18 protein-coding genes are annotated in these 24,763 nt (G+C 52.1%); 5 read left to right on the forward strand and 13 right to left on the reverse strand.

The window, feature by feature from the left end; all coding sequences use genetic code 11:
* Positions 1-60: 60 nt before the first annotated feature.
* The 6 genes from pulA to G461_RS0104835 all read right to left on the reverse strand — a co-directional run bounded on the left by pulA (position 61) and on the right by G461_RS0104835 (position 10,490).
* Positions 61-4,143, reverse strand: a complete 4,083-nt coding sequence (pulA, locus tag G461_RS0104805; protein WP_026971004.1) for a pullulanase-type alpha-1,6-glucosidase — start codon at positions 4,141-4,143, stop codon at positions 61-63.
* A 349-nt stretch (positions 4,144-4,492) separates the two neighbouring features.
* Positions 4,493-5,305 carry a 4-hydroxy-tetrahydrodipicolinate reductase gene (dapB, locus tag G461_RS0104815; RefSeq protein ID WP_026971005.1) on the reverse strand — a complete coding sequence of 271 codons (813 nt, stop codon included), beginning with the start codon at positions 5,303-5,305 and terminating at the stop codon, positions 4,493-4,495.
* 114 nt (positions 5,306-5,419) lie between these two features.
* Complete coding sequence (locus G461_RS0104820; protein ID WP_026971006.1) at positions 5,420-6,268, reverse strand: ABC transporter ATP-binding protein; 849 nt, start codon at positions 6,266-6,268, stop codon at positions 5,420-5,422.
* A 13-nt stretch (positions 6,269-6,281) separates the two neighbouring features.
* The gene (locus G461_RS0104825; protein WP_026971007.1) at positions 6,282-7,304 is read right to left on the reverse strand and encodes an ABC transporter permease; all 1,023 of its coding nucleotides are present in this window, start codon (positions 7,302-7,304) and stop codon (positions 6,282-6,284) included.
* 76 nt (positions 7,305-7,380) lie between these two features.
* A complete protein-coding gene (locus tag G461_RS0104830) occupies positions 7,381-8,700 on the reverse strand; it encodes a CmpA/NrtA family ABC transporter substrate-binding protein (RefSeq protein WP_245587153.1) in 1,320 nt (439 codons plus the stop codon).
* 425 nt (positions 8,701-9,125) lie between these two features.
* Positions 9,126-10,490, reverse strand: coding sequence for an MATE family efflux transporter (locus tag G461_RS0104835; protein WP_026971009.1), 1,365 nt, complete (start codon positions 10,488-10,490; stop codon positions 9,126-9,128).
* Between the two features lie 99 nt (positions 10,491-10,589).
* Here G461_RS0104835 and G461_RS23300 point away from each other — a divergent pair, with 99 nt between their 5' ends.
* Positions 10,590-11,447 carry a helix-turn-helix transcriptional regulator gene (locus tag G461_RS23300; protein WP_035479376.1) on the forward strand — a complete coding sequence of 286 codons (858 nt, stop codon included), beginning with the start codon at positions 10,590-10,592 and terminating at the stop codon, positions 11,445-11,447.
* Between the two features lie 30 nt (positions 11,448-11,477).
* Here the strand turns inward: G461_RS23300 and G461_RS0104845 are convergent, their stop codons facing one another.
* Positions 11,478-13,310, reverse strand: coding sequence for an ABC transporter ATP-binding protein (locus G461_RS0104845; RefSeq protein ID WP_026971010.1), 1,833 nt, complete (start codon positions 13,308-13,310; stop codon positions 11,478-11,480).
* A 245-nt stretch (positions 13,311-13,555) separates the two neighbouring features.
* Between G461_RS0104845 and G461_RS0104850 the strand changes: the two genes are divergently transcribed.
* Complete coding sequence (locus G461_RS0104850) at positions 13,556-13,933, forward strand: hypothetical protein (protein WP_026958970.1); 378 nt, start codon at positions 13,556-13,558, stop codon at positions 13,931-13,933.
* 98 nt (positions 13,934-14,031) lie between these two features.
* Here the strand turns inward: G461_RS0104850 and G461_RS0104855 are convergent, their stop codons facing one another.
* Positions 14,032-15,624, reverse strand: coding sequence for an ABC-F family ATPase (locus G461_RS0104855; protein WP_026971011.1), 1,593 nt, complete (start codon positions 15,622-15,624; stop codon positions 14,032-14,034).
* A 312-nt stretch (positions 15,625-15,936) separates the two neighbouring features.
* On the opposite strand from G461_RS0104855, the gene G461_RS0104865 reads away from it, so the two are divergent.
* Together G461_RS0104865 and G461_RS0104870 are read left to right on the forward strand one after the other, a co-directional pair.
* Positions 15,937-17,184: a hypothetical protein gene (locus tag G461_RS0104865; protein ID WP_026971013.1), complete on the forward strand. Its 1,248-nt coding sequence runs from the start codon at positions 15,937-15,939 to the stop codon at positions 17,182-17,184.
* Positions 17,185-17,455: 271 nt separating this feature from the next.
* A complete protein-coding gene (locus G461_RS0104870; protein ID WP_157360239.1) occupies positions 17,456-18,595 on the forward strand; it encodes a hypothetical protein in 1,140 nt (379 codons plus the stop codon).
* 86 nt (positions 18,596-18,681) lie between these two features.
* Here G461_RS0104870 and bamJ read toward each other — a convergent pair whose 3' ends face one another.
* Genes bamJ through G461_RS0104885 form a run of 3 tightly spaced genes read right to left on the reverse strand, consistent with a single transcriptional unit; the run spans position 18,682 to position 20,695 of the window.
* Positions 18,682-19,299 (reverse strand): BamJ family beta-barrel-assembly machinery protein, encoded by a 618-nt coding sequence (bamJ, locus tag G461_RS0104875; protein ID WP_026959274.1) that lies wholly within the window; start codon positions 19,297-19,299, stop codon positions 18,682-18,684.
* A 37-nt stretch (positions 19,300-19,336) separates the two neighbouring features.
* Positions 19,337-19,861, reverse strand: a complete 525-nt coding sequence (locus G461_RS25380) for a GNAT family N-acetyltransferase (RefSeq protein ID WP_051333364.1) — start codon at positions 19,859-19,861, stop codon at positions 19,337-19,339.
* Between the two features lie 18 nt (positions 19,862-19,879).
* Positions 19,880-20,695 (reverse strand): M48 family metallopeptidase, encoded by an 816-nt coding sequence (locus G461_RS0104885; RefSeq protein ID WP_026971015.1) that lies wholly within the window; start codon positions 20,693-20,695, stop codon positions 19,880-19,882.
* 155 nt (positions 20,696-20,850) lie between these two features.
* Between G461_RS0104885 and G461_RS25385 the strand changes: the two genes are divergently transcribed.
* Entirely contained in the window at positions 20,851-21,417 is a 567-nt protein-coding gene (locus G461_RS25385; protein WP_051333365.1) for a pilus assembly FimT family protein, read from the forward strand.
* A 28-nt stretch (positions 21,418-21,445) separates the two neighbouring features.
* On the opposite strand, the gene dnaJ is transcribed toward G461_RS25385, so the two are convergent.
* Positions 21,446-22,588 carry a molecular chaperone DnaJ gene (gene dnaJ / locus G461_RS0104895; protein ID WP_026959277.1) on the reverse strand — a complete coding sequence of 381 codons (1,143 nt, stop codon included), beginning with the start codon at positions 22,586-22,588 and terminating at the stop codon, positions 21,446-21,448.
* 80 nt (positions 22,589-22,668) lie between these two features.
* A complete protein-coding gene (gene dnaK / locus G461_RS0104900; RefSeq protein ID WP_026971016.1) occupies positions 22,669-24,591 on the reverse strand; it encodes a molecular chaperone DnaK in 1,923 nt (640 codons plus the stop codon).
* Positions 24,592-24,763 lie beyond the last annotated feature (172 nt).

Below are 24,763 nucleotides of genomic sequence, written 5' to 3' on the forward strand. Positions count from 1 at the left end.
GTAAAGCAGACATAAAAAAGCCACTCCGAAGAGTGGCTTAGCTTTACTTTTGTTAGCGAGTTAGTTCTGCGAACACTCTTGAACGATGAAATCGCCTACCAAACCGCTTTCCAGACTTGGGTCGATGGTCATCTTGAATGACCAAGTACCAGAGCCCAATGAAATCGTGTTGTTAGACTGGCCACCATCGCCGCGAGTCACTTGGTATGGAAGCTCTGCTTCGATGCCCATTGGGCTGCCATCACTGTTGGCTACGAAGAACTGGCTACCCCAGTTGTCGCTGCCATCGGCAATCTTGAACTGAATGCTACCACTGTAATCGAACACTGCTTGGTAGATTTCCATACCATCAGCATCGGCACCTTTGTAGATCATTTGATAGGTGTCGTTTGGCCCCCAATCGCTCAAGTCACCACGTACATAGTGTGGGTCCAGAGAACCGCCAGTTGCTGGAGGTAGGTTCTCACATGATGCCGCACTCTCTTCGAAGGTCACGCTTACAACTGGGTTGTCGGTGTTGCTCGCGTCGAATACGAAGTGGTAAAGACCGGCTTCTGTGAAGTTCGCAGCAAAGTTGCTGGTGCCGCCCACTTCAGAATTGCAAGTGGTTACGCCGCTTTCCAAGGTCAACTCCGCATCGCCATCACAGCCTTCAAACTTGGTTTCCCAACCTTGAGTTGCCACAACCATACCGTTTGGCGCAAAGGCACCTTCGCCATTGTAGTTAAAGGTAACGGTGTACTTGCCATTGCTGTCGAAGGTCAATGGGTAATCATCACCCCACATTTCCTGCATACCACGTAGGTAGAACTGGGTGTTACCAAATGGCGGGATCTCAGAGAGGTCTTTGTTGCTCATATCCACCGGCAGACCGGCACTGCGAGCACCATCGCGAGGCATAACAAATACCGCGCTGGTCAAGGCAGGAACACTGAAAGTCTCACTAGCGAAGCTGGCACCTTGTACCACGCTGTCGGCAGAGATCTGCTGTACTTCATGCAGTTCAAAGCCAGTTGCACCTTCGATCTCGAAGTCTTGATCTTCTGCAGTTGCGTTGATAACCACCACGATGGCATCGACGTTTTCATCCAGATCTTCACCGGCACCAGTACCGTTGTCGATAGACATTACGATAAGGTTGGCAACCTGATCTTGGCCTACGTTGCGGAAGTCAACACGAGCTTTAACCTCAGCTTCGGTTTGCAAACGGAACAGCTTGCTGCTGTTACGAATAGCCAGCATCTCGATGAACTGCTCTTTGGTCAGCTCGATATCGCGGGTCGCAGGCTCGTTGGTTGCATCTGCAATGATTCGCTTGATCAAATCCCAGTTTTCACCGTCTTTATCTTCACGAGGCAGACCAACATTCCAGTTGTTGTCACTGTAGTCGAAGCGTACACGGTTGAACCAGTCACCTGAGTCATAAGAGTCACGCTGCATTGACTTAGAACGCAGGATCTCAGAGCCCATGTGGATAAATGGAATGCCTTGACCATACATCACGGTAGACAGTGCCACGCTTTGCATACGTGCACGATCAGCCGGTGAGGTGTTCGCCGCGGCTTTATACGCATTGTTGTCCCAAAGGGTCTGATTATCGTGCTTAGACACGTACGAGATATTCTCTGAAGGATTCAGCGTGTAACCCGCAGGCGCGCCATTGTAGTCCACGTCTTGACCACGTTTGGTTCTGCCCAGTGAATCCAGCAAGATGAACTCACGCAAGTTACCGGCCATACCTACACGAATAAGGTCTTGGCCATGCAGCAGACCTGCGTTGAACTTGTCTAAGTCGTCTCCAGCCAAGTCTTCGTTAAGCTCGTTCAAGGTCGAAGCATTGGCAAAGCCCTGAGTCTGACGAATGCCATCTTGGCTATCAAACGGGCTACCACCGCGAACCGCGTCACGCAAACGGTCAGAGAAGGTGCCGATCTCGGTGCCAGCCATCTCCCACTGGGTTGCTTGGGTAAAGCGTGCGTTGTTGGATACTTCACCAAAGTCCCAACCTTCGCCGTAGAACAAGGTGTCATCATCGATGTCACGAACGGCAGCCAGTGCGTCAACCATCAGGTCTTTAGGTTGGTGACCCATCAAGTCAAAACGGTAGCCGTCTACATTGTAGTGCTCAGACCAGGTAACCAGAGAGTCGATCATGAGTTTACCCATCATCAGATTCTCGGTTGCGGTGTTGTCACAACAGGTTGAGGTTTCTACACCACCGGTGTTTACGTTTAGGCGGTGGTAGTATCCGGGGACAATCTTATCCAGTACTGACTTGTCGTTCACACCTGATGCATTTGTGTGGTTGTAGACCACGTCCATTACCAGTTTCAGACCCATATCGTGAGTGGCTTGCACCATTTCACGGAATTCCAGGATACGGGTAGTACCGTGGGCATCGGTGGCGTAGCTACCTTCTGGCACGGTGTAGTGGAACGGATCGTAACCCCAGTTGAAGCTATCCAGATCGCGGATGTCGTTCATCAGCGCTTGGGCATCGCCAGTGCTAGGATCGTAGCCGTACAGGATGTCTTCGATAACGTCGCCATCACTGGCTGAGCTACAAATGCTCGCGCTAGGCTTGATACCACACAGCTTACCGACGGTATCGGTAATATCGACCTGCATATCCGGGTCTTCGTTTACGGTGGCGATATCGAAAGCAGGCAGAATGTGCAAGGTGGTTAGACCCGCATCCTTAAGCTCTTGCAGGTGAGTCACCGACTCACGCTCACTTTCGGTCAGCGCTAGGTAGGTACCGTTCAGAGAGGCAGTACCCAGGCTGTCGCTTACACTGAAATCACGCAGGTGAGACTCATACAGAACATGGTCAACGTCGTGCTCCAGAGTCGGACGGTTTTGGCCCCAGCCCGCTGGGAATAGCGCTGGGTCTTCTAAATCAACTACTTGCGAGTGAGTTGAGTTCTCCGACAGACTCAGTGAGTAAGGGTCAGTCACCATAACGGTTTCAACACGTTTGGTGGTTGGATGATAAACCGTCACTTCGTACTTGTAGAACTTGCCAATCACGCCGTCTTGGGTCACCGACCAGATGCCGTTGGCATCTTCTTCCATTTGCAGAGATGGCGCAGTGCTGTATGCACTCAGGTCATCGTCGTACAGGAATACACGCACGTTCTGCGCGGTAGGAGCCCACAGCTTGAAGGTCACTTCGCTGCCATTAAGAACAGCGCCCAGCTCTTCGTTGATCGCACCGCCTTCACCTTCACCGTCGGCTTCAACGTAGGCAACGTCAATCACACCGGGTTTCTGAACTTGGGTAGCTGCAATCACCTCGCCATCGGCATTGTAGGCGAATACCACAATTTGGCTCTTAAGGATTTGCTTGAGTACCGCGTCCTCAACTTCGATGCTGGCCGCAGGCATATCACTCAAGTGGGGGAAGCGCGCTTTAGCTGCATCAGAGATAGCGCCTTCGCTCAAACTAACAACGGTACCACCAGAGACCTCTTTGGTTTCAGAGTTCAGCTCAATGCCGTTTTCTGGGTCGTAGCGTAACTCATAGCTGGCAGCGTTTGATACGTCCATCCAGGCGATGGTGCCCTTATCCAGCCAGTGCGCTTTTTGGCCATCGATGGCCACAGGGCGCTCTTCAATCGGGAAGTAGTAAAGCTCGCTGCTGCCATGGAAGCCAAACAAGCCTTTACTTTCATCCATTTCATCAAGCAAGAAGCTCATGTCGCCGCCGCCGAATGGACGGTCGTCGCCTTTGTGCATGATGAAGTTAATACAGTTGTGTGGCGGTGCCGCCTCATACTTGATGACGTAGTAAGCACCGTAGGTTTCGCTGAAGCCAGTCGCTTGGGCAGGTTCATCCCATGGCGTGCCACCATCCGGCAAGCCCATTGCGGCCAGATCGGTACTTTCACAACCATTACCATTCCACAGGTGTAGACCGTAGCCTTCATAGGCATCGGTATCTACTGCACGAGAGTGAGCTTCATCGCGCTTGTAGTAAATGACAACTTCGTTTTCAGCAGCCTCATAGAGTCCTTCGATGGTGTCGCCACCGCCGCCACCGCCGCCGTCGCTACCACCACTACTGCCGAAACATGCCGACAGAAGTGCAGAAGCCAGCACCGGAGCGGTAAGCTTGAACAGCTTACTAATTTGCATTTCCATTATTAGCCTTTCCTTTCATTAATGAATCAGAGACGTGTAATCCGCTCTTACTTTCCATTCCTGCCTGATTTTTATATGCAGGATGCTCAATAACTTAGGGAATCTGGGCCTTGCTAACCGTGATCAACGTAGTTGTTTGTCAGGCAAAGATATTTGTGCTGTTACTTTTCGATTACTTTGTGAAGGCATTCAAGAATAATATCCTTGAAAACATTTTCAAAAGCATCCCTGAAAGGCTTTTCAAAACAGCTTGCAGAATTTTATGCTAGTTACTATGAAAAGAGGGCTTAAAATGAAACAAGCACGCTACATGCGTGCTTGTTGAGTAAAAAGCGAGTAAAAACAGTGGCTAGTCGTTAAGACCAAGTACGTCACGCATATTAAACAAACCATGCGGTTTGTCTTGCAGCCACACCGCTGCGCGTACCGCGCCATTGGCAAAGGTCATGCGGCTGGAGGCCTTGTGGGTGATCTCTACGCGCTCACCGATATCGGCAAACATCGCGGTGTGCTCTCCCACTAAATCACCGGCACGGATAGTGGCAAAGCCGATGGTTTCGCGGTCACGCTCACCGGTGATGCCTTCACGGCCATATACCGCGACTTTGGACAGGTCACGCCCCAGGGTATCGGCAATCACCTCGCCCATGCCAAGCGCGGTGCCCGATGGCGCATCCACTTTATGGCGGTGGTGGCCTTCGATGATCTCGATATCGGTGTAATCACCCATCACCTTAGCGGCGGTTTCCAGCAGTTTGAATACCAGGTTCACCCCTACGCTCATGTTCGGTGCAAACATGATGGCAATGTCTTCGGCTGCATCAGCCAGTTGGGCTTTTTGCTCTTCGGTGAAGCCGGTAGTACCAATGACCATCTTCACTTGATTGGCACGCGCCCACTTCACATGGGCCAGGGTGACCTGTGGGCTGGTAAAATCGATGATCACGTCGATATCACCTTGAATGCTGTCCACGCTGTCGGCAACCTGCACATCCAACTTGCCCACGCCAGCCAGCTCGCCTACATCGGTGCCGATAAGGCTAGAGCCTGGGCGCTCGGTAGCACCTGCAATCACCGCTTGCTCATGGTTGCTGACCGCTTCCAACAAGTTTTTCCCCATACGGCCGTTACAGCCAACGACTGCAACCCTAGTCTGCGCCATGCTACATCCTCTTGTATTGATTCATTGATAAGCGCTGACTATAACAAAGCGCCAAATAGAAAACGAGCCAGCAAGCGCTGACTCGTTGAACTGATTCGATGTGGAAAACAGGTGTTAAGCCGCTTCCCCCTTGCCCACCAGACGAGGCTTAACCGACTTCTTCTTGCCTTCGGTCTGCGCCGGATTACGCTGGCGTTCATACAAGAACTTAAGTACCTGGGAGCGGTAGTGGTTGTACTCAGCGTTATCGGCCAGCACAACCCGATTGCGCGGGCGCTCCAGCTCAACCTTGAGGATCTCGCCAATCGTGGCAGCCGGGCCATTAGTCATCATCACGATGCGATCGGAGAGCAGCACCGCTTCATCTACATCGTGGGTAATCATGATCACCGTGTTGTTCAGCTCTTGTTGAATTTCCATCAGCGAATCTTGTAAATGCGCACGGGTCAGTGCGTCCAAGGCACCGAAGGGTTCGTCCATCAGTAGCACCTTGGGCTGCATGGCCAGTGCCCGGGCAATCCCCACCCGCTGCTTCATCCCGCCGGAGATCTCATCCGGGCGTTTATGCATGGCATGGCTCATATGCACCAGCTCGAGGTTATGCTCGATCCACTCATGCATCTCGCTGCGGTTAAGCTTGCCCTTAAACACCTCTTTAACTGCCAGCTCGACGTTTTGATAAGCGGTTAACCATGGCAGCAGGCTGTGGTTTTGGAACACCACCGCGCGATCGGGGCCCGGCTCACTCACCTCTTTGCTCTCCAGTACCACACCGCCCTCGGTTGCCCCATAAAGACCTGCAACAATATTCAACACGGTGGACTTACCGCAGCCAGAGTGGCCAATCAGCGAGATAAACTCCCCCTTGGCAATCTTTAAATCAACCCCTTGCAAGGCACGGAATGGACCGTTCTTGGTGGGAAACTCAATCCCCACATGGTCAATATCTAGATAATGCGACATGCCAAAACTCCTATTAGCGAGCGCCTTCAGGCGTTGAATGAGAAATTACTTTTTGCAGGCTAAGCATCAGCCAATCGAGGATGTAACCGATGATGCCGATAACAATCACCGCCACCATGATTCGCCCCAGTGAGTTGGAGCTACCGTTTTGGAACTCGTCCCATACGAACTTACCAAGGCCGGGGTTCTGCGCCAGCATCTCGGCGGCAATCAATACCATCCAACCAATACCCAGTGAGATCCGCAGGCCGGTGAAGATCATCGGCAAGGAAGCGGGAATGGCAATCTTGGTCACTTGCTTGGTCCAGTGCAGACGAATCACTCGGCCAACGTTAAGCCAATCTTTGTCGATAGACGCCACGCCAATGGCGGTGTTAATCAAGGTGGGCCACATGGAACACAGGGTCACGGTGATTGCCGAGGTCACGAAAGACTTAGAGAACATCGGATCGGTGCTGACATACACCGCACTGACCACCATGGTAACAATCGGCAGCCACGCCAGTGGCGAGACGGGTTTGAGCACCTGAATAAGTGGGCTGACTGCAGAGTAGAGCCGCTTGTTAAGGCCACAGGCAACGCCTAAAGGAATCGCAATCAGGCTGCCCAGAATAAAGCCGGTGAACACCGTGTACAGGCTGGTAAGTATTTGGTCAAAGAAGGTGGGTTTGCCAGTATAGGGGCGAGTCTTCACCACCGCGTCGGGGTTGGCGGCTAGCTTCTTGGCGTTGCGCGCTTCTTGGCGCTCGTAGAAGGCGACCTCTTTCTCGCGCTCCTCTTTGTGCTCCGCCACCAAGCCATGGTACTGCTCTAGCACCTGTGACGGCCCAGGCAACTGACCCAAGCTGGTTTGCACATTGGCAGCAGACACGCTCCACAACAGCAAAAACGCCACAATGGCGATAAGCGGCAGGCCGAGCTTTTCAAACAAGTCCTGGAACTGCTGTTTGGGGTTCTCGCCTGATGCCAGGCGAACTATCGGTACCATCGGGGTCAGCCCAAAGGTTTCTAGTGAGTGAATTAACTTATCTTTCATCTCGACAACTCCTTATTTGGCAGGCCGCCGCTGCGGCCTGCCGACTCTCCATTTCTCTCAGTGACGAGGGCGTTATTTAGATTTGTTGTTCGCCTTTCAAACCAATTGAGAACTTCTCGAGATACTCGTTTGGCTTGCTGCCATCGTAGGTCACACCATCGATAAACTCGGTTTGCGGTGGTTTAAAGCCGCTCTCGCTATCGAAGTCAGGGAAGTCTTTAGCATCCATCACCCCTTCGGCGATCAGCTCTTTCGCTGCCACAGCGTAGATGTCTGGGCGGTATACCTTCTTGGCGATATCCATGTACCAAGAATCAGGCTTGTGCTCAGAGATCTGGCCCCAACGGCGCATCTGGGTCAGGTACCAAATCGCATCGCTGTAGTAGGGGTAAGTCGCGTTATAACGGAAGAACACGTTGAAATCGGGGATCTCTCGCTTATCGCCCTTCTCGTACTCGAAGGTGCCAGTCATGGAGTTGGCGATAACATCGTAGTCAGCGCCTACGTATTGGCTCTTCGACAAGATGCGCACGGCTTCTGGGCGGTTTTTGTTGTTCTCTTCATCCAGCCATTTGGCTGCACGTATCATCGCTTTCACGACCCGAATGTGGGTGTTGGGATACTCATCGGCCCACTGCTTGCTCACGCCGAAGACTTTCTCAGGGTTGTCCTTCCAGATCTCGTAGTCGGTAATCACTGGCACACCAATGCCTTTAAACACCGCTTGCTGGTTCCACGGTTCGCCCACACAGTAGCCGTAGATGGTGCCTGCTTCCAAGGTGGCCGGCATCTGTGGCGGTGGGGTTACCGACAGCAGCGCATCGGCATCGATTTGGCCCGAGGTGTCACCTTTGTGCGGCGCGTAGTAGCCCGGGTGAATACCACCGGCCGCCAGCCAGTAGCGCAGCTCGTAGTTGTGGGTTGATACCGGGAACACCATGCCCATGTTGAATGGCTTACCCTGATCTTGGTAAGACTCTACAACCGGCTTGAGGTAGTCGGCTTTAATCGGGTGGACGGGCTTGCCATCTTCGTGAGGGATATTGGGCTTCATCTGTTCCCAAATCTCGTTGGAAACAGTGATGCCGTTACCATTGAGGTCCATGCTGAAGGCAGTAACAATGTGCGCTTGGGTACCAAAACCAATGGTTGCACCCAGTGGTTGGCCCGCCAGCATGTGCGCGCCATCCAGCTCACCGGTGATTACCCGGTCCAGCAGAACCTTCCAGTTAGCTTGTGCTTCTAGCTGTACATATAGCCCTTCGTCTTCGAAGTAGCCTTTTTCATAGGCAATGGCCAGTGGGGCCATATCGGTCAGTTTGATAAAGCCAAACTTCAGGTCTTCCTTTTCCGGCTCACCGAGTTCGGCATAAGCTGCACCGCTTACTGCCAGCATTACGCCGCAGGCTAGCGCGCTCCCTATAAGACTGGGTTTAAGGCTTGTTCCGAGCTTTTTGATTGAGTCGTTTTGCATTCCGTGCTCCTGATCTTGATCACTTGGACGATGATTGATATCTCGAATGGAGTAGTGCCAAGCGTGTGCCAAGATCGGGATCACATTTTTTTAAAAAGCGGAATCAGACACTTACGAAATTTATTACCTCCAAAGTGGTAACAATATTTTTTCAATAAATTCACTATGTTAGAACACACATGCACCTCTTTGGCGCACTTGATTGGAGATGAATTACCCCCTTCAATTGCGAAAACTGATACCCATGCGTCCAAAAGCAAATGCGTAGAACCCAACATTTTGTTTAGCGCTGAGCTGCAGATACAAAAAGGGCGTGCTAAGCACGCCCTTTCTCAACATCATCAGCGTTAGGCCGGATGCAAAGTCAGATTGTTACACCAACCACGGCGCAGATAGTGACGCGCAGCTAGCGTAAGCTTGGTCAGTTCATCACTGAACAGCGCCAAGTAACACAGGTAGAACGGCCACTCACCGATAAACGCACCGTACGCAGTAACCGGAATCCCCACCAACCACATACCGATAAAGTCGGTACGCAGGCAGAACAGGTTCTCACCGCCCGCACGCAGGATGCCGTGAATAAGCATCATATTGAGCATGCGCACCCACAGGCCCATCGCCAATATCAGCATCACCGGGCGGGCCATCGGTAGCATCTCGGGGCTATCCAAGTGCAACCAACCGAGCAGTACGTCCAAGTTAAAGAACACCACCAAGCCTACCACCAAGCTGCCAATAAAGGCCGACAGCAGGAACTGGCCAGAGATGTGCTCAGCGCGCTCAAACTCACTGCGCCCCAACGATTGGCCAATCAGCACCGCACAGGCGGTCGCCAGGCCAAAGAACAGCGAGTAACATAGGCCTTCAAACGGCGCCAACAGGCTGAAGATAGCCAGCTCAGTGGTGCCCATGCGACCAAAGATGATCTGCAGCATCAGGGTACCCATACCCCAGCCCAGCAAGTTAATTACTTGCGGCACAGCCAAACGGCGGTATTTGCTATGCAAAAGCTTAGGCTCGCTATCTTCTTTAGCAGTAACCAACCAGTGTTGCACCCGGCGCACATACACCCAGTAGATCGCAACGTTCACCACGCGGGCAATCACGGTGGCCAACGCGGCACCTTTCACACCCATCGCGGGCACACCGAACAAGCCGTTAATCAGCACGAAGTTCAGCGAAATGTTCAGCAAGATCACAAAGCTGGACACGCCTAGGGGCAACCAGCTTTGGCCTGTTGAACGCAATGCCGCCTCTTGGTTGATGATCACATGGGTCAACAACAGGATCGGCAAACTGGTGATCAGGTAATCGCGACCAAAGGCAATCACCTGCGCATCGGTAGTTTGCGCGTTCATCATTAACTCGGCGCCCAAGCCCACCAATAAGGTGATCGGCACAAACAGCCAGATCCCCACTTTAAGTGCCAGTTTACTTACCGCCTTAGCATCACCAGCACTGCCTTTCCCCCAATACTGGGCGATCAAGGTACCGCTGGCGTTGGCCAATCCTGCCATAATCATAATCATCACAAAGTGCCAGCGGCTGGCAGCGCCCACCGCAGCAGTGGCCGCCTCACCAAGACCGGCCACCATGATTACGTCCGCCATTCCTAGGCAAGCAACTAATGCGTTATGGATTGCCACTGGCAGGGCAATCTTAACGATGTTTGACAAAAAGCTTGTCTGATTTATAGCTACAGAATGTGACATGGCTCACTCCTCATTTCATGCCGCTAATGTACGTTTTGCGGCAAAATACAACATGTCAAAACAGCGCATAAAGATGTTAAAAACAATCATTGGTTAAAAATGGACAGACAACTTCAAGAACTTGTATACCTCTCGCCCCAGTGTAAAGAGCGTTTTATTACCCAAGAAGGGGTACCTGAGTTTTCGCGCCAAGGCATTCATATGGCCGGTATCGCCGAGCTGTTTGACGAGTACTATGTGGAACGTAGCAAGCCAGAGCACCACACCCTTATCTTCACCCTAAGCGGCCAGGGCCAGCTGCGGGGTATGGAGGTGGAGGAAGTGATAAGCGCGCAAACCCTCACTGTACTTCCAGCTGGGCAAGGTTTTCGCTTCGATCTGGACCAATATCAGGAGCAGCCTCAGTGGCAGATCGCCTGGCTGTTGATCGACCCGCTTACAAGCAAGCTGCCCATCGCCAAGTTCAACCAGCAGGTCCAGCACTACCCGCTGAGCGAGCAGATCTGGGCGCTGCTCAGCATGCTATTCCACGATATGCAGCATCGCCCTAAGCAGCGCAGCAAGTGGGTCAATGAGCTCAACGGTTTCTTACAACGGGCACTGGTATCGAACACCGAGGATCATGGCTCGAAAGAACGGGTGATGGAGGTATTTAGTCAGGTGGAGGCGCAGCTTCACCAAGATTGGAGCGTGGCCCGAATTGCTGCGCTCAGCTACCTCAGTGAGGTGCAACTGACCCGGCTATGTCATCAGCTCTATCAGCGCTCGCCGCGGCAAAGGCTGATCCAGCTACGTATGGAGAAGGCCGCCGAGCTGCTGCGTTACAGCCAGTGGAATATCGGCTATATCGCCAGCCTGCTGGGCTATAGCGACCCCTACAACTTTTCGCACCGCTTTCGCCGCTACCATGGGGTATCGCCCCGCCAGTTTCGGCAGGCACAAGAAAAAACGGTCTAAGCCAGTAAACGGTTTAGACCGAATCGATACTTAACAGTCTTCTGCTAAGAAGCCACCGGTTTGGTGAGCCCATAACTGGGAGTAGATCCCGCCGCTCTCAACCAACTGCGAATGGGTGCCCTGCTCGACAATCGCACCTTTATCCAACACGATGAGTCGGTCCATCGCGGCAATCGTTGAGAGTCGGTGGGCAATCGCGATCACCGTTTTACCTTCCATCAATTGATTCAGACTACTCTGAATGGCAGCTTCCACTTCCGAGTCCAGCGCCGAGGTGGCCTCATCTAGCACCAGAATCGGCGCATTCTTTAATAGCACTCGGGTAATCGCAATCCGCTGACGCTGCCCACCAGAGAGCTTCACACCACGCTCGCCCACATGGGCATCGTAGCCAGTGCGGCCCTGCTGATCGCGCAGCCCCATAATAAACTCATGGGCTTCGGCCTGTTTGGCGGCGGCAATCATCTGCTCTTCAGTTGCACCGGGGCGACCGTAGAGGATGTTGTCGCGCACCGAGCGGTGTAGCAGCGAGGTATCTTGGGTCACCATACCGATTTGGGCGCGCAGACTGTCTTGGGTCACCTGGGAGATGTTCTGGCCATCAATCAAGATGCTGCCGCTTTCCACATCGTGAAAACGTAGCAGCAGGTTCACCAAGGTGGTTTTGCCAGCCCCCGAGCGCCCCACCAAGCCAATCTTCTCACCCGGCTTGATCTTAAGGTCGAGATGGTCAATCACCCCCGACGCTTCACCATAGTGAAAGCCGATATCTTGGTAGTGGATACCCGCGGCGCTTACCTTCAGGTCTTTGGCGTTGTCGACATCGACGATATCTTGCGGGCGTGACAAGGTCTCCATGCCATCGGCCACCGAGCCAATATTTTCAAACAGCGCGCCAATCTCCCACATGATCCACTGGGCCATACCGTTGAGACGCAGACACAACGCGATGGCAATCGCGATAGCCCCCACCGAGATCGCCCCATGCATCCACAAGTAGATAGAGAGCGCAGCAATCCCGAAGGTCAGCAGATAGTTTGCCATCTGCACCGCCATGTTCAGCCCGGTCACCAAGCGCATCTGCCGATACACCGTATCGAGGAACTCGTCCATCCCGGCTTGGGCATAATCGGCCTCGCGGGAGGAGTGGGCAAACAGCTTCACCGTGGCAATATTGGTGTAGCTGTCCACTACCCGGCCGGTCATCAGCGAGCGGGCATCCGCCTGCTCCTCGGCCACCTTCTTGAGGCGCGGCACAAAGTAGAACTGGGCAGCGAGGTACACCGCTAGCCACACCAGCAACGGCCACACCAAACGCGCATCGGCCTGCGCCACCAACACCAGCATCGAGCCAAAGTAGACCAGCACATAGACCAGCACATCCAGCAGCTTCATCACCGCCTCACGCACCGATAATGCAGTCTGCATCATCTTGGTGGCGATGCGTCCGGCAAAATCATTGGCAAAGAAGCCGACGCTTTGGCGCAGCAGGTAACGGTGCGCCGACCAACGGATCGCCATCGGGTAGTTGCCCAGCAGCGATTGATGGATCAGCAGTGAGCCCAACAAGGTCAGCAGCGGCAAACCCACCACCAGAATCCCCCCCATCAGCCATAGGGTGTTGGCCTCTTCAGCGAGAAAGGTGCTCGGGTCTTTATCGCCCAGCCAATCCACCAGTTGGCCCATAAAGCCAAACAGCGCCACCTCGAAGATCGCAATCAAGGCAGTGGTAAACGACATCAGCAGCAGCGGTTTCTCCATCCCGCGGCTGTAGTAACGACAAAACTGATACAAGCCCTTGGGAGGCTGGGTCGGGGCGTCGCCGGGATAAGGCTCAGTTATCCGCTCAAAAAAACCTAACATGAGAGAGTCCTTATTGGATAAAAGAAACTGGACAAAAAGAGAGCAATAGGAAGAACTGCTACTTTACCCCATCAGGCCCAGTGCTGACTACGTTTGTGGCAAAAATGGCGAGGATTATCTAGTCTTCCCTACTGCCGACGTCATCTAACCAAGTGTGAGATATATCGCATTTTTAGGGGCTTCCGCGTATTATTCCCCCGACCCCGCCGCCACGAGTGGGGAAAGAACAATATTTGGGAAAGAAAATGAAATTGAAAATCACCGCAGCCATGTTGGCTGGTGCCGCCTTACTGAGCGGTTGTGCCAACACCCAAGCACCCGCTATGGGCGAAGCCGAATTCTGCCAAGCCACTCTGGCAATGGCCTTTAACCGCGACGCCGCGGCGATCAGCGTAGAGCAGCTAGAAGAGTACTGGCGCGTTGACTACCAGCGTCCAAACGGCAAGCTCAGCCAGCACCGCTGTAAGGTCGAAGGCGAGCAGGTAATCTGGGGCAACTACCCAGACGGCCGCTGGCGCGACATGGAGTTTGACGCTAACTACAGCTACGCCATCGAAGGCAATGAGCTGGTCATCACCGAACAAGGCCGCAGCGGCGAGAAGCAGCAACGCTTCAGCTTCTAAACGTTAGCGCTTCTAAGTTAGGCACTAACTTGCAACAACGCCGCAATAAAAAACGCCGCTAATCAGCGGCGTTTTGTGTATCTAAATGCAGCGAACGCTTACTCTTCCACGCCCTTGCTCTTCAGGAACTCTTCATAGGTCCCTTGGAAATCATTGATGCCCTCTGGGGTTATCTCCAGAATACGGGTCGCCAAGGATGAAACAAACTGACGGTCATGGCTCACGAACAGCAGCGTACCTTCGTATTGCTCCAAGGCCATGTTCAGCGATTCAATCGATTCCATATCCATGTGGTTGGTTGGCTCATCCATCAGCAGGATGTTGGGCTGTTGCAAGATAAGCTTACCGAACAGCATACGCCCTTGTTCACCACCGGAGATAACCTTCACCGACTTCTTGATCTCGTTTTGCGAGAACAGCAAACGGCCCAAGGTGCCACGAATAACTTGCTCGTCATCGCCCTCTTTGGCCCACTGCTGCATCCAATCGAACAGGTTCATATCCACGTCGAAGTCGTCGGCATGGTCTTGGGCGTAGTAACCGATGTTATGGTTCTCAGACCACTTAAACTCACCCTGCTTCTGCTCGAGCCTGCCCGCTAGGGTGTGCAATAGCGTTGATTTACCAACACCGTTCTGGCCGATAATCGCGACACGCTCGCCCACTTCAATCAGCAGGTTGAGCTCTTTAAACAGCAGCTCATCATAGCCTTGTGCCAGTTGGTTCACTTCCAGCGCGTTGCGGAACAGCTTCTTGCTTTGGTCAAAACGGATAAATGGGTTCTGACGGCTCGACGCTTTTACTTCATTCAGTTGGATCTTATCGATCTGCTTGGCGCGCGAGGTCGCCTGTTTGGCCTTCGATGCGTTGGCCGAGAATCGCGCCACAAACTGTTGTAGCTCAGCGATCTGCGCCTTCTTCTTAGCGTTGTCGGCCAGCATACGGGCGCGGGCAGCGGTCGCTGCAGCCATATACTCATCGTAGTTACCCGGATACACGCTTAGCTCGCCGTAGTCCAAGTCAGCCATATGAGTACACACCGAGTTTAGGAAGTGACGGTCATGCGAGATGATCACCATGGTGCAGTTGCGCTCGTTCAGCACCTCTTCCAACCAACGGATGGTATCAATATCCAGGTTGTTGGTCGGTTCGTCGAGCAGCATTACATCGGGGTCAGCAAACAGTACCTGCGCCAATAGCACACGCAGCTTCCAACCGGGCGCGACTTCGCTCATAAGGCCGTAGTGCTGCTCCAGTGGAATACCCACACCCAGCAGCAGTTCGCCAGCACGCGCTTCCGCCGAGTAGCCGTCCATCTCGGCAAACTGGGTTTCCAAGTCGGCCACACGCATGCCGTCTTCTTCGCTCATTTCCGCCATGGCGTAGATGCGGTCACGCTCAGCTTTAATCGCCCACAGCTCGCTGTGGCCCATGATCACGGTATCCACCACCGAGAACTCTTCGTAGGCAAACTGATCCTGATTCAGCTTAGCCATACGCTCGTTCGGGTCGAGCTTCACGGTGCCAGCGCTTTGCTCCAGCTCGCCGCTCAAGATCTTCATAAAGGTCGACTTACCGCAGCCATTGGCGCCAATCAAACCATAGCGATTTCCCTCGCCAAACTTAACCGAGATATTTTCAAATAAGGGTTTCTCACCAAATTGCATGGTGATATTCGCTGTCTGGATGATAAGCCTTCTCCCGCTGTAGTAACTAAAAGGCGCTCTTGTCAGCACCTAGCTTTGTCGACACCAAAAAGTGCGCGCGGAGTATAGCAGGAAATGTGAGCAGCATCACGCTTCACTTCTGCAGGGCAAAACAGCCAATACAGGAAGCCTTTGCCTAAAACACCGTCAATTTGCGCAAACTTTAACTTTTCTGTCACCTGCGTTAGAATGCCGCTCAAATATCGCGGCCAACGACCTAAGTATGGTTCAACCGCGAACACTTTAAGCCTCAGGAAGAGCTTCCAACTACGGAAGCTCTTTTTTTTGGAGTAAATTATGGCATCAACACTAACGACCAACTTCCGCCTAACCTTAGCTGTAGGGTTAAGTGCTTTCCTCGCTGCGTGTAACTCTTCAGAGACAGTCAATGAAAATCCACAGCTACGTTTTGTTGCCGAGCAAAGTGATTTAAGCGGCTACTGCGAACTACCCGATTTAGAGATCTTGGTTCACACCCCCGAAGGCGAATATCACAGCACTCTGTACACAAACAACAGCGGTTTTTTGTCACTAACAGATATCCCTCAGCAACATCTTGCTACCGTTGCACCACACCTCACCAATCACAACAAAGGTGAAATAGGGTTTGTTTCCGAACAACAGGAAGCACTGATTAAACTCAGCGCAAATGGTGGCGACTACTTCATTGGCACCTATGTTGAAAACTACCCTGGCGAACTGGGTAACTGTTATGACTACCCCAAGCTAACCGTTCAAGTGGAAAACCCGGACAACCTTCTCACTGACCCTCAAATTAGGGATGGCTACATCGAGTTAGCTCAAGATGTGCCCGGCATTGTGGTCTATGAGCAATACGATGATAACACCGGTATGTTCTCAGCTAGTGGCTATATCTCCCGAGATCAGCTAAGTCAGGATGAAGTGTTGGTGCTAAGTGACATTCCTTTAGTCACAAGTGAACCGTTTAACCTTACCCTTGAGGCTGAACTATCGTTTATCGAGCAACGACCATTTTCCAACGGCTATCAGTTTTCGCAAAAGTTTGCTGACTTTTTGCAAGCAGGTGCCCATCAACTTTCGACGTTCACTGCCCCATTGCAAAGCCACCTAGCTGCAGTGCAGTTCGAAGATGATGATGGGCAAAACATCACTCACGTTAAAAATTGGCTTAACACAGACCAAGACGTAAACGTGCCAGATTTAAGCACGCCTGAGTTTCAGCTGATTGATGTCAGCCCTGATGCTATTACCTACCAGCTCGATGGCTTAGAGCCAGAGCTAGTCTTTGCTGGCATACACTTTACAGCAACTAATGGAAATGGTGAGGCTGCATCTTATTACCAGTACGTGTGGTTGCAAAGCGGTGAAGGAGCTGTCGTACTACCCAAGGTTGTATCTGATTTAACCGATATTGAACTCAACTATGTCGTCGTTGAAGTTATAGATACTGAAGGCGGTGGCTTGAGCACCTATCGACCTAACCTGATGGAACTCAATAAATTCAATCCAGAGAATAGATACACGCAGAACTTACGCGCGCTCTATTTCAACAAGCGACTGTAGTGATTAGATTCAAGTCGGCAGCTACTAATTTAATTAGCTGTTGCCGACTAGCTTTATAGCATAGCTACAACCTCATTGTTTAATAATACATTCCCCAGCTCGCTATACATCATTTTGTGCGAGAGCTTTAAACTCTGGATTAATAATGAACAATAAATATATGTACCTCCTCCGCATAACTCTTGCTTTGGGGCTAAGTACTTCAATCATAGCTTGTGACTCATCCAGTAACGATGAATCGAGTGACGAAAATCATCAACTACGATTCGTTATGCATACCGAAGAAGAAGGTGGGTACTGTGAGCTGCCCAGTTTGGAGATTTTGGTCCATACACCAGAGGGGGAATATCACTCCACTTTATATACTGACGAACATGGGTATTTGAAGATATCTGACATACCTAGCCTTCATCTAGCAACTGTAGCGCCACTCTTTTCCAGCCAGGCTGGCAATCGCATAATTTCAGAGCAAAAAGAAGCGTTGGTAAACTATGCTGCTTACGGCAATGATTACTTGCTCCATTATTTTGAAAGCTACCCCGGAGATACCGGGAGTTGCTTTGATTACCACCAACTGGTTGTTAATGTTGAGAACCCAGACAATCTTCGTACTGATCCGCCAATTAAAAACGGTAGCATCCAACTAGGTCCTGACACTCCGGGCATTGTTGTATTTGAAGACAGTGATCACAGTAATTTTATCTCCGCAAGCGGCTTCATTTATCGAGAACAGCTCAGCCCAAATGAAGTATTAGTGCTTTCAGATATTCCACTAGAACCAACTGAGATGTTTGATATTTCTATTGAGTCTGACCAGACAAGAGTTAATCAAAGCCCTTTCACTAGAGACTATCAATTCTCAGTTCAGTATTCTGAAACCTTGGAGCCTGGTACGCACCAACTTACCTCATTTGCAGAACCATTAGAAAATCACCTTCTAGCGGCACAGTCTGAGCAATATGAAGAGCAATGGGTTAATTATATGAGGGTTTTAGTTAGCTCAAAGGACAACATAGAGATTCCAGATCTGAGCTCATCTGAATTACAGTTGCTGAATGTAAGCCCCGAAGTGATTAACTATCAGTTTAGTGGATTTGAGCCAAAATCCGTATGGGCGGGACTAAGCTTCAGTGCAACTAACAGCAAGGGTGAAATAGGCCATTACGACCAATACGTAAGAGTCGATACCAGCAATGGTGTCATCACCTTCCCTAAAATAAACCCAGACTTGACGAATCTTAAGCTTGACTTCGTTCAACTTCAGGTATTGGAGACATCTAACTACTCTCTAAACTTGGGCGTAAGAAGTACCCAACCAGCATTATCGCCAAGAGGGCACCATGTGTTGACCCCCCCCTCCAAGCTAAATCATGACTTTAATTCTGTTTACTTATTTAAAACACTCCAATAAGTGACGAGCAATCAGAGTGATAATAGCTAAGCACAAAAAAGCCGATGCAATGCATCGGCTTCTCGATATCGAATCAGCAATCAGGCTTACAGAATAGCCAGCAGCTCTACTTCGAATACCAAGGTAGCGAATGGAGGGATCGCTGCGCCCGCACCTTGTGAGCCGTACGCCAGCTCTTGTGGGATGTACAGCTTCCACTTGTCGCCCACTTTCATGCGTTGCAGGGCTTCAGTCCAGCCTTTGATTACGCCGTTTACTGGGAACTCTGCAGGTTGGCCGCGCTTCACTGAGCTGTCGAATACTTCGCCAGAGATCAGGGTGCCTTCATAGTGAACTTGTACCTTGCTGGTCGCTTCTGGGCTTTCGCCTTCACCTTCGCTCAGTACTTCGTACTGCAGGCCAGTTTCGGTTACGTTGATTTCAGGGCGTTGACGGTTGTCGCTCAGGAACTTCTCGCCAGCTTCACGTACTTCGGCGTGCTGCTCAGCTTTTTTCGCTTCGATTTGAGCGGTGATTTCCTGGAAAGCCGCGCCGATGGTCGCTTCGTCAACCTGAGCAGGTTGCTTGGTCATAACATCACGGATACCATCCAGCATGGCATCAATCACTAGTCCTTCAAAAGCAGCACGTTCGATTTGCTCACCGATCTGCATACCGTAGCCATAGCTGGCCTGCGCTGCTGCGCCTTGATACTTTTCGCTCATTGTTAACTCAATTTGGTTTATTAATCGAAGGCGCAGTCTAACACAATACACCCGCGGCTTTGCTAGCAATCAGCGCTTTTTCTGCGCGTAATTGGCCGAAGCGCTCACCGTCGAAACTGTTTTGCCGCGCCTGACCGGTTAGCTGATAACCTTGGCGCAAATAGAAGTTGATGGCCCGCTCGTTTTCCATCATCACCCACAGCCCCAAACGCGATTCACCATTCACGCTCAAGTGCTGTTCAACTTTAGTTAGCAGACCGGTTCCCAGACCTTGCCCGGTCACTGCCGGGTCCAGATAACAGGCCAACAGCTCCGGCCCGTCCGGGGTAAACTCCACACAAGCAAAGCCTTTCAAGGGACGCTCTCCTACCACCCACGCCGACATGGCGCGGTCGGTAAGGCGCTTATGCCAAAGCAAGCGATGCTGTGACTGGTTAAGCTGAACCAGCATTTTATCCACCAAGGCAGGGGGGTAAGTCGCCGCCCAACTTCTACGCTGCACATCTACAATCGCGACCGCATCCGCTTCTCTGGCCGGTCGAATGGTCGCTTTACAGGTCATCGCGTAAGGCTCGAATGATCATAAGTTGGGGCGTTCGCAGTCTGGCTGTTTGTTATTGGCCAGCGCTTGCTGACGCAGGCCGGAGGCTTTTGGCATTTGTGACTCCAGCTGATTAATCCGGGTGTTGTGCGAGGGGTGAGTCGACAAAAACTGCGGTGGCGAGCCACCGCTGGCCTTGGCCATGTTCTGCCACAGGCTGACACTCTCTTGTGGCTCAAAACCGGCACTGGCCATCAAATCGAGCCCCATCACGTCGGCTTCACTCTCCTGCGCGCGGCCGTAGGGCAACACGATGCCGTATTGCACGCCCAGGCCCAGTGCGGCCATGGTCGCGCCCTTGTGTTCAATATCGCTGGCACCAATGGCAACCGCAGCGGCTAAAGTGCCGACTCCGACAATCTGATTACGCGACAGGCGCTCGTTGCTGTGCTCAGCCAGCACGTGGGCGATTTCATGGCCGATTACCGTGGCCAATTGGTCAGGGGTTTCAGCGACTTCGATAAGGCCGGTGTAAACACCGATATGGCCACCGGGCAGTGCGAAGGCATTTACTTGTTCGGACTTGAATACCGCCACCTCCCAATGCTCCTCGCCATAGTGGCCGGGGATCTCGGCGGTAACCGCATCGGTCACACACTGCACATAGGAGACAATGGCTTTATCGGTCACCACCTCTTCGCTCTTTTTGATCTCCTCGAACGACTGGGCACCCAGAGCGCTCATTTGCGAGTTATCGTAAAGTAACACCCGGTTTCTGCCGGTTGGCGAGGCACTACAGCCCGCCAATGTAAGCACACAAATCAAGCTGACCGCCTTAAGCCATAGCGAACGCATACCTTTCCCTCAAATCAACACCATTAACCCGCAGTATAGTGCCCCAAGGGCGGCTTTTGAACCGTGCTACGCGCACATAAATACAGAGTAAGTGTTTATTAACTCGACCCTTTTAATTAAATTAATATATTAATTAATTACTTACAGGACGTAGCATGCAGGGCAGGATTCAGGGGTTTACTCTAATTGAGTTGGTTAGCGTTATCGCCATTCTCGCGATACTAGGGTCAACCGTAGCTCCGCGCTATATCAGCCTGGCCCAGGACGGCGAGATTGCGGTAGTCAGAGGCACTGCGGCAGCATTCTCGGACGGCGTAAAATTGGCCGCCACCAAAGGCCATATTAACGGCGGCCAGGATTTTACCAACGGCAATGTCACGGTAAATCTGAACAATAATGGCTGGCCCGGGTATACGATAATGACCCCGGGCCGCTGCCGCGATGTGTGGAACATGGTGATGCAAGAAGGGATTGAGGTGGTACCCGGCACCGAGCCCCCTTCCGGCGGCTACGCCGCTGCAGTGGTATCGGGCAACCTCAGACGCTGTATCTATGAATACGGTAGCCGCAATCCCGACCTAACATTGGCCTTTATCTACGACACCACCAATGGCGATATTTTGCCCCCCGATGGCGCTGCTGGCGCCTTCGGGGGCTGGTTGCTAATCACGCTTACCGGAGTGCGTCTGATAAACCGCAGGCCTAAAAAAAGCGGCCAATAGGCCGCTTCAGATGTCTTGCGATAAACACTTAGCTGGTTAGGTCGTCGAAGAACTTCTTCACACCGTCAAAGAAGCCTTCCGCCTTGGGCTTGTGCTTCTTGCTGGCGCTACCACCGCAGCTCTCTTCGAACTCACGCAGCAACTGCTTCTGGGTTTCGTTGAGGTTAACCGGGGTTTCCACAATCACTTTGCAGATCAGATCGCCGGTTGCACCGCTACGTACCGATTTCACGCCTTTACCGCGCATCCGGAACATCCGGCCGGTTTGGGTCTCAGTCGGAACCTTCAGGTTGACGCGGCCATCCAAGGTCGGCACTTCAATCTCGCCACCTAGCGCTGCTAAAGTGAAGCTGATTGGCACTTCGCAGTAAAGGTTGTTGCCATCGCGTTGGAAGATGGGGTGCTCTTTGACGTGCACCTGCACATACAGATCGCCCGCTGGCGCACCGTGCTCGCCCGCTTCGCCTTCACCGCTTAGGCGGATACGGTCACCGGTATCCACACCGGCAGGAATGCTGACAGACAGGGTCTTCGAGCGCTCGTAACGGCCTTCACCATGACACTTGTGGCAAGGATCGCTGATAATGGTGCCGCGACCTTTACAGGTTGGACAGGTTTGCTGAACCGCAAAGAAGCCCTGACGCATCTGCACTTGGCCTTGGCCATGACAGGTGCCACAGGTTTTCGGCTTGGAGCCCTTCTTGGCACCAGTACCGTTACACTGCTCACAGTGCACCAAGGTCGGTACCTTAATCTCGCGCTTAACGCCTTTTACCGCTTGCTCGAGGGTCAGCTCCATGTTGTAGCGTAGGTCGCTACCACGTTGCGGCTGACGACGACCACCGCCGCCACCGGCGCGGCCACCACCGAAGATATCGCCGAATACATCGCCGAAGATGTCGCCAAAGTCTTGAGCACCGCCGCCACCAAAGCCGCCACGGTTTGGATCTACGCCGGCATGGCCGTAGTGGTCGTAGGCTTCTTTCTTCTGGGGATCGCTTAGCACTTCGTAGGCTTCTTTCACCTCTTTAAAGCGCTCTTCCAGCGTTTTGTCACCCTTGGTGCGGTCTGGGTGATACTTCATCGCTAAGCGTTTGTACGCCTTCTTGATGTCGCGTTCGCTAGCGCCTTTGCTAAGGCCCAGTACTTCGTAAAAATCTCGTTTCGACATATTCTTTAAGTGTTTATTGAAAGACACACGGGCGCAGCTTGCGCAACGCCCGTTTTAGATCATCTAAGAAGCGTTACGACTTATTTTTTGTCGTCTTTAACTTCTTCGAACTCAGCGTCAACAACGTCGTCTTGTTGCGCTTGGCCAGCATCTTGCGCTGCGCCTTCAGCACCTTGTGCTGCTTGCGCTTGCTGCTGGGCTACTTCCATCAGCTTTTGCGAAGCTTCAATCAGCGCCTGAGTCTTGGCTTCGATTTCAGCTTTGTCTTCGCCTTTAGAGGCTGCTTCCAGCTCGCTGGCTGCCGCTTCGATCTTCTCTTTGTCTTCTGCAGGCAGTGCTTCGCCAGCTTCTTCGATTTGCTTGCGAGTACCATGAACCAGCGCGTCTGCTTGGTTACGGGCTTGCGCCAGCTCTTCGAATTGCTTGTCGGCTTCAGCGTTGGCTTCGGCTTCGTTCACCATCTTGTTGATCTCGTCCTCAGACAGACCTGAAGAAGCTTGAATGGTGATCTTCTGCTCTTTGCCAGTGTCTTTATCTTTCGCAGACACGTGCAGGATGCCGTCGGCGTCCAGATCGAAGGTTACTTCGATTTGTGGCACACCACGTTGCGCAGGACGAATACCTTCCAGGTTGAACTGACCCAGCGACTTGTTATCGCCAGCGCGCTTACGCTCACCTTGCAGTACGTGTACGGTTACTGCGCTTTGGTTGTCGTCAGCGGTCGAGAATACCTGCGAGCTCTTAGTTGGGATAGTGGTGTTCTTCTCAACAACGCGAGTCATTACACCGCCCATGGTTTCGATACCCAGCGACAGCGGGGTTACGTCCAGCAGCAGTACGTCGGTCTTGTCACCAGACAGTACGCCACCTTGAATCGCAGCACCTACAGCTACCGCTTCATCCGGGTTTACGTCTTTACGGGCTTCTTTACCGAAGAAGTCAGCAACGGTCTTCTGAACCAGTGGCATACGGGTTTGACCGCCCACCAGAATCACGTCGTTTACGTCGTTTACAGACAGGTCAGCGTCTTGCAGAGCAATGCGCATTGGCTCTAGCGACTTCTGAACCAGATCTTCAACCAGTGACTCCAGCTTAGCGCGAGTCAGCTTGATGTTAAGGTGTTTAGGACCGGTAGCATCTGCAGTGATGTACGGCAGGTTCACGTCGGTCTGTTGAGCAGAAGACAGCTCGATCTTAGCTTTCTCAGCAGCTTCTTTCAGACGCTGCATGGCCAGTGGATCGTTCTTAAGGTCGAAACCTTGCTCTTTCTTGAACTCTTCTACCAAGTAGTTGATTACGCGGTTATCGAAGTCTTCACCACCCAGGTGAGTGTCACCGTTGGTTGCCAGTACTTCGAAGGTCTTCTCGCCATCTACTTCATCGATTTCGATGATAGAGATATCGAAGGTACCACCACCCAAGTCGTATACGGCAACAACGTTGTCGCCTTTAGACTGGTTAACACCGTAAGCGAATGCCGCAGCAGTTGGCTCGTTGATGATACGTTTTACGTCTAGGCCGGCGATACGGCCAGCATCTTTGGTCGCTTGACGCTGAGAGTCGTTGAAGTAAGCAGGAACGGTAATTACCGCTTCAGTCACTGCTTCGCCTAGGTAATCCTCGGCGGTTTTCTTCATTTTCTTCAGTACTTCGGCAGAGATTTGCGGTGGCGCTTTCTTCTCGCCTTTCGCTTCTACCCAAGCATCACCGTTGTCAGCGTTCACGATGTTGAATGGCATGATCTCGATGTCACGCTGAACTTCTTCGTCAGTGAAACGACGACCGATCAGACGCTTAATCGCGAACAGAGTGTTAGTTGGGTTGGTAACAGCCTGACGTTTCGCCGGTTGACCTACCAAGGTTTCGCCGTCGTCGGTGAAAGCAATAATAGAAGGAGTGGTGCGATCACCCTCGGCATTTTCAATCACTTTAGGGGTGTCGCCGTCTAGGATGGCCACACAAGAGTTAGTGGTTCCAAGGTCGATACCAATAATCTTACCCATGGGAATTTCTCCGATTACGTTCTAGTAAAAATCTGCGTTGATTCTAAAGTGGGGCCAGCAAAATGCTTTTCAAGGGAAAATTCAAAAAAAATTCGCGAAAGCCCGAAATCACTGGGCTCGTCCCTGCTACCAAGGCTCAACAAGCGGATTACAGTTCGATGACAATTACCCC

The sequence above is a fragment of the Aliagarivorans marinus DSM 23064 genome (genome assembly GCF_000429485.1).
GTDB classification, from domain to species: Bacteria; Pseudomonadota; Gammaproteobacteria; order Enterobacterales; family Celerinatantimonadaceae; genus Aliagarivorans; species Aliagarivorans marinus.

Excerpts from the sequence above, each read along its gene's own strand:
- G461_RS0104830 (WP_245587153.1), bottom strand. The coding sequence starts at position 8,700 with ATGCTGGCAGTAAGCGGTGCAGCTTATGCCGAACTCGGTGAGCCGGAA.
- bamJ (WP_026959274.1), bottom strand. The coding sequence starts at position 19,299 with ATGAGCGAAAAGTATCAAGGCGCAGCAGCGCAGGCCAGCTATGGCTAC.
- dnaJ (WP_026959277.1), bottom strand. The coding sequence starts at position 22,588 with ATGTCGAAACGAGATTTTTACGAAGTACTGGGCCTTAGCAAAGGCGCT.
- G461_RS0104835 (WP_026971009.1), bottom strand. The coding sequence starts at position 10,490 with ATGTCACATTCTGTAGCTATAAATCAGACAAGCTTTTTGTCAAACATC.
- G461_RS25385 (WP_051333365.1), top strand. The coding sequence starts at position 20,851 with ATGCAGGGCAGGATTCAGGGGTTTACTCTAATTGAGTTGGTTAGCGTT.
- G461_RS25380 (WP_051333364.1), bottom strand. The coding sequence starts at position 19,861 with ATGACCTGTAAAGCGACCATTCGACCGGCCAGAGAAGCGGATGCGGTC.
- dnaK (WP_026971016.1), bottom strand. The coding sequence starts at position 24,591 with ATGGGTAAGATTATTGGTATCGACCTTGGAACCACTAACTCTTGTGTG.
- G461_RS0104870 (WP_157360239.1), top strand. The coding sequence starts at position 17,456 with ATGCATACCGAAGAAGAAGGTGGGTACTGTGAGCTGCCCAGTTTGGAG.
- G461_RS23300 (WP_035479376.1), top strand. The coding sequence starts at position 10,590 with ATGGACAGACAACTTCAAGAACTTGTATACCTCTCGCCCCAGTGTAAA.
- G461_RS0104850 (WP_026958970.1), top strand. The coding sequence starts at position 13,556 with ATGAAATTGAAAATCACCGCAGCCATGTTGGCTGGTGCCGCCTTACTG.
- dapB (WP_026971005.1), bottom strand. The coding sequence starts at position 5,305 with ATGGCGCAGACTAGGGTTGCAGTCGTTGGCTGTAACGGCCGTATGGGG.
- G461_RS0104845 (WP_026971010.1), bottom strand. The coding sequence starts at position 13,310 with ATGTTAGGTTTTTTTGAGCGGATAACTGAGCCTTATCCCGGCGACGCC.
- pulA (WP_026971004.1), bottom strand. The coding sequence starts at position 4,143 with ATGGAAATGCAAATTAGTAAGCTGTTCAAGCTTACCGCTCCGGTGCTG.
- G461_RS0104865 (WP_026971013.1), top strand. The coding sequence starts at position 15,937 with ATGGCATCAACACTAACGACCAACTTCCGCCTAACCTTAGCTGTAGGG.
- G461_RS0104885 (WP_026971015.1), bottom strand. The coding sequence starts at position 20,695 with ATGCGTTCGCTATGGCTTAAGGCGGTCAGCTTGATTTGTGTGCTTACA.
- G461_RS0104825 (WP_026971007.1), bottom strand. The coding sequence starts at position 7,304 with ATGAAAGATAAGTTAATTCACTCACTAGAAACCTTTGGGCTGACCCCG.
- G461_RS0104820 (WP_026971006.1), bottom strand. The coding sequence starts at position 6,268 with ATGTCGCATTATCTAGATATTGACCATGTGGGGATTGAGTTTCCCACC.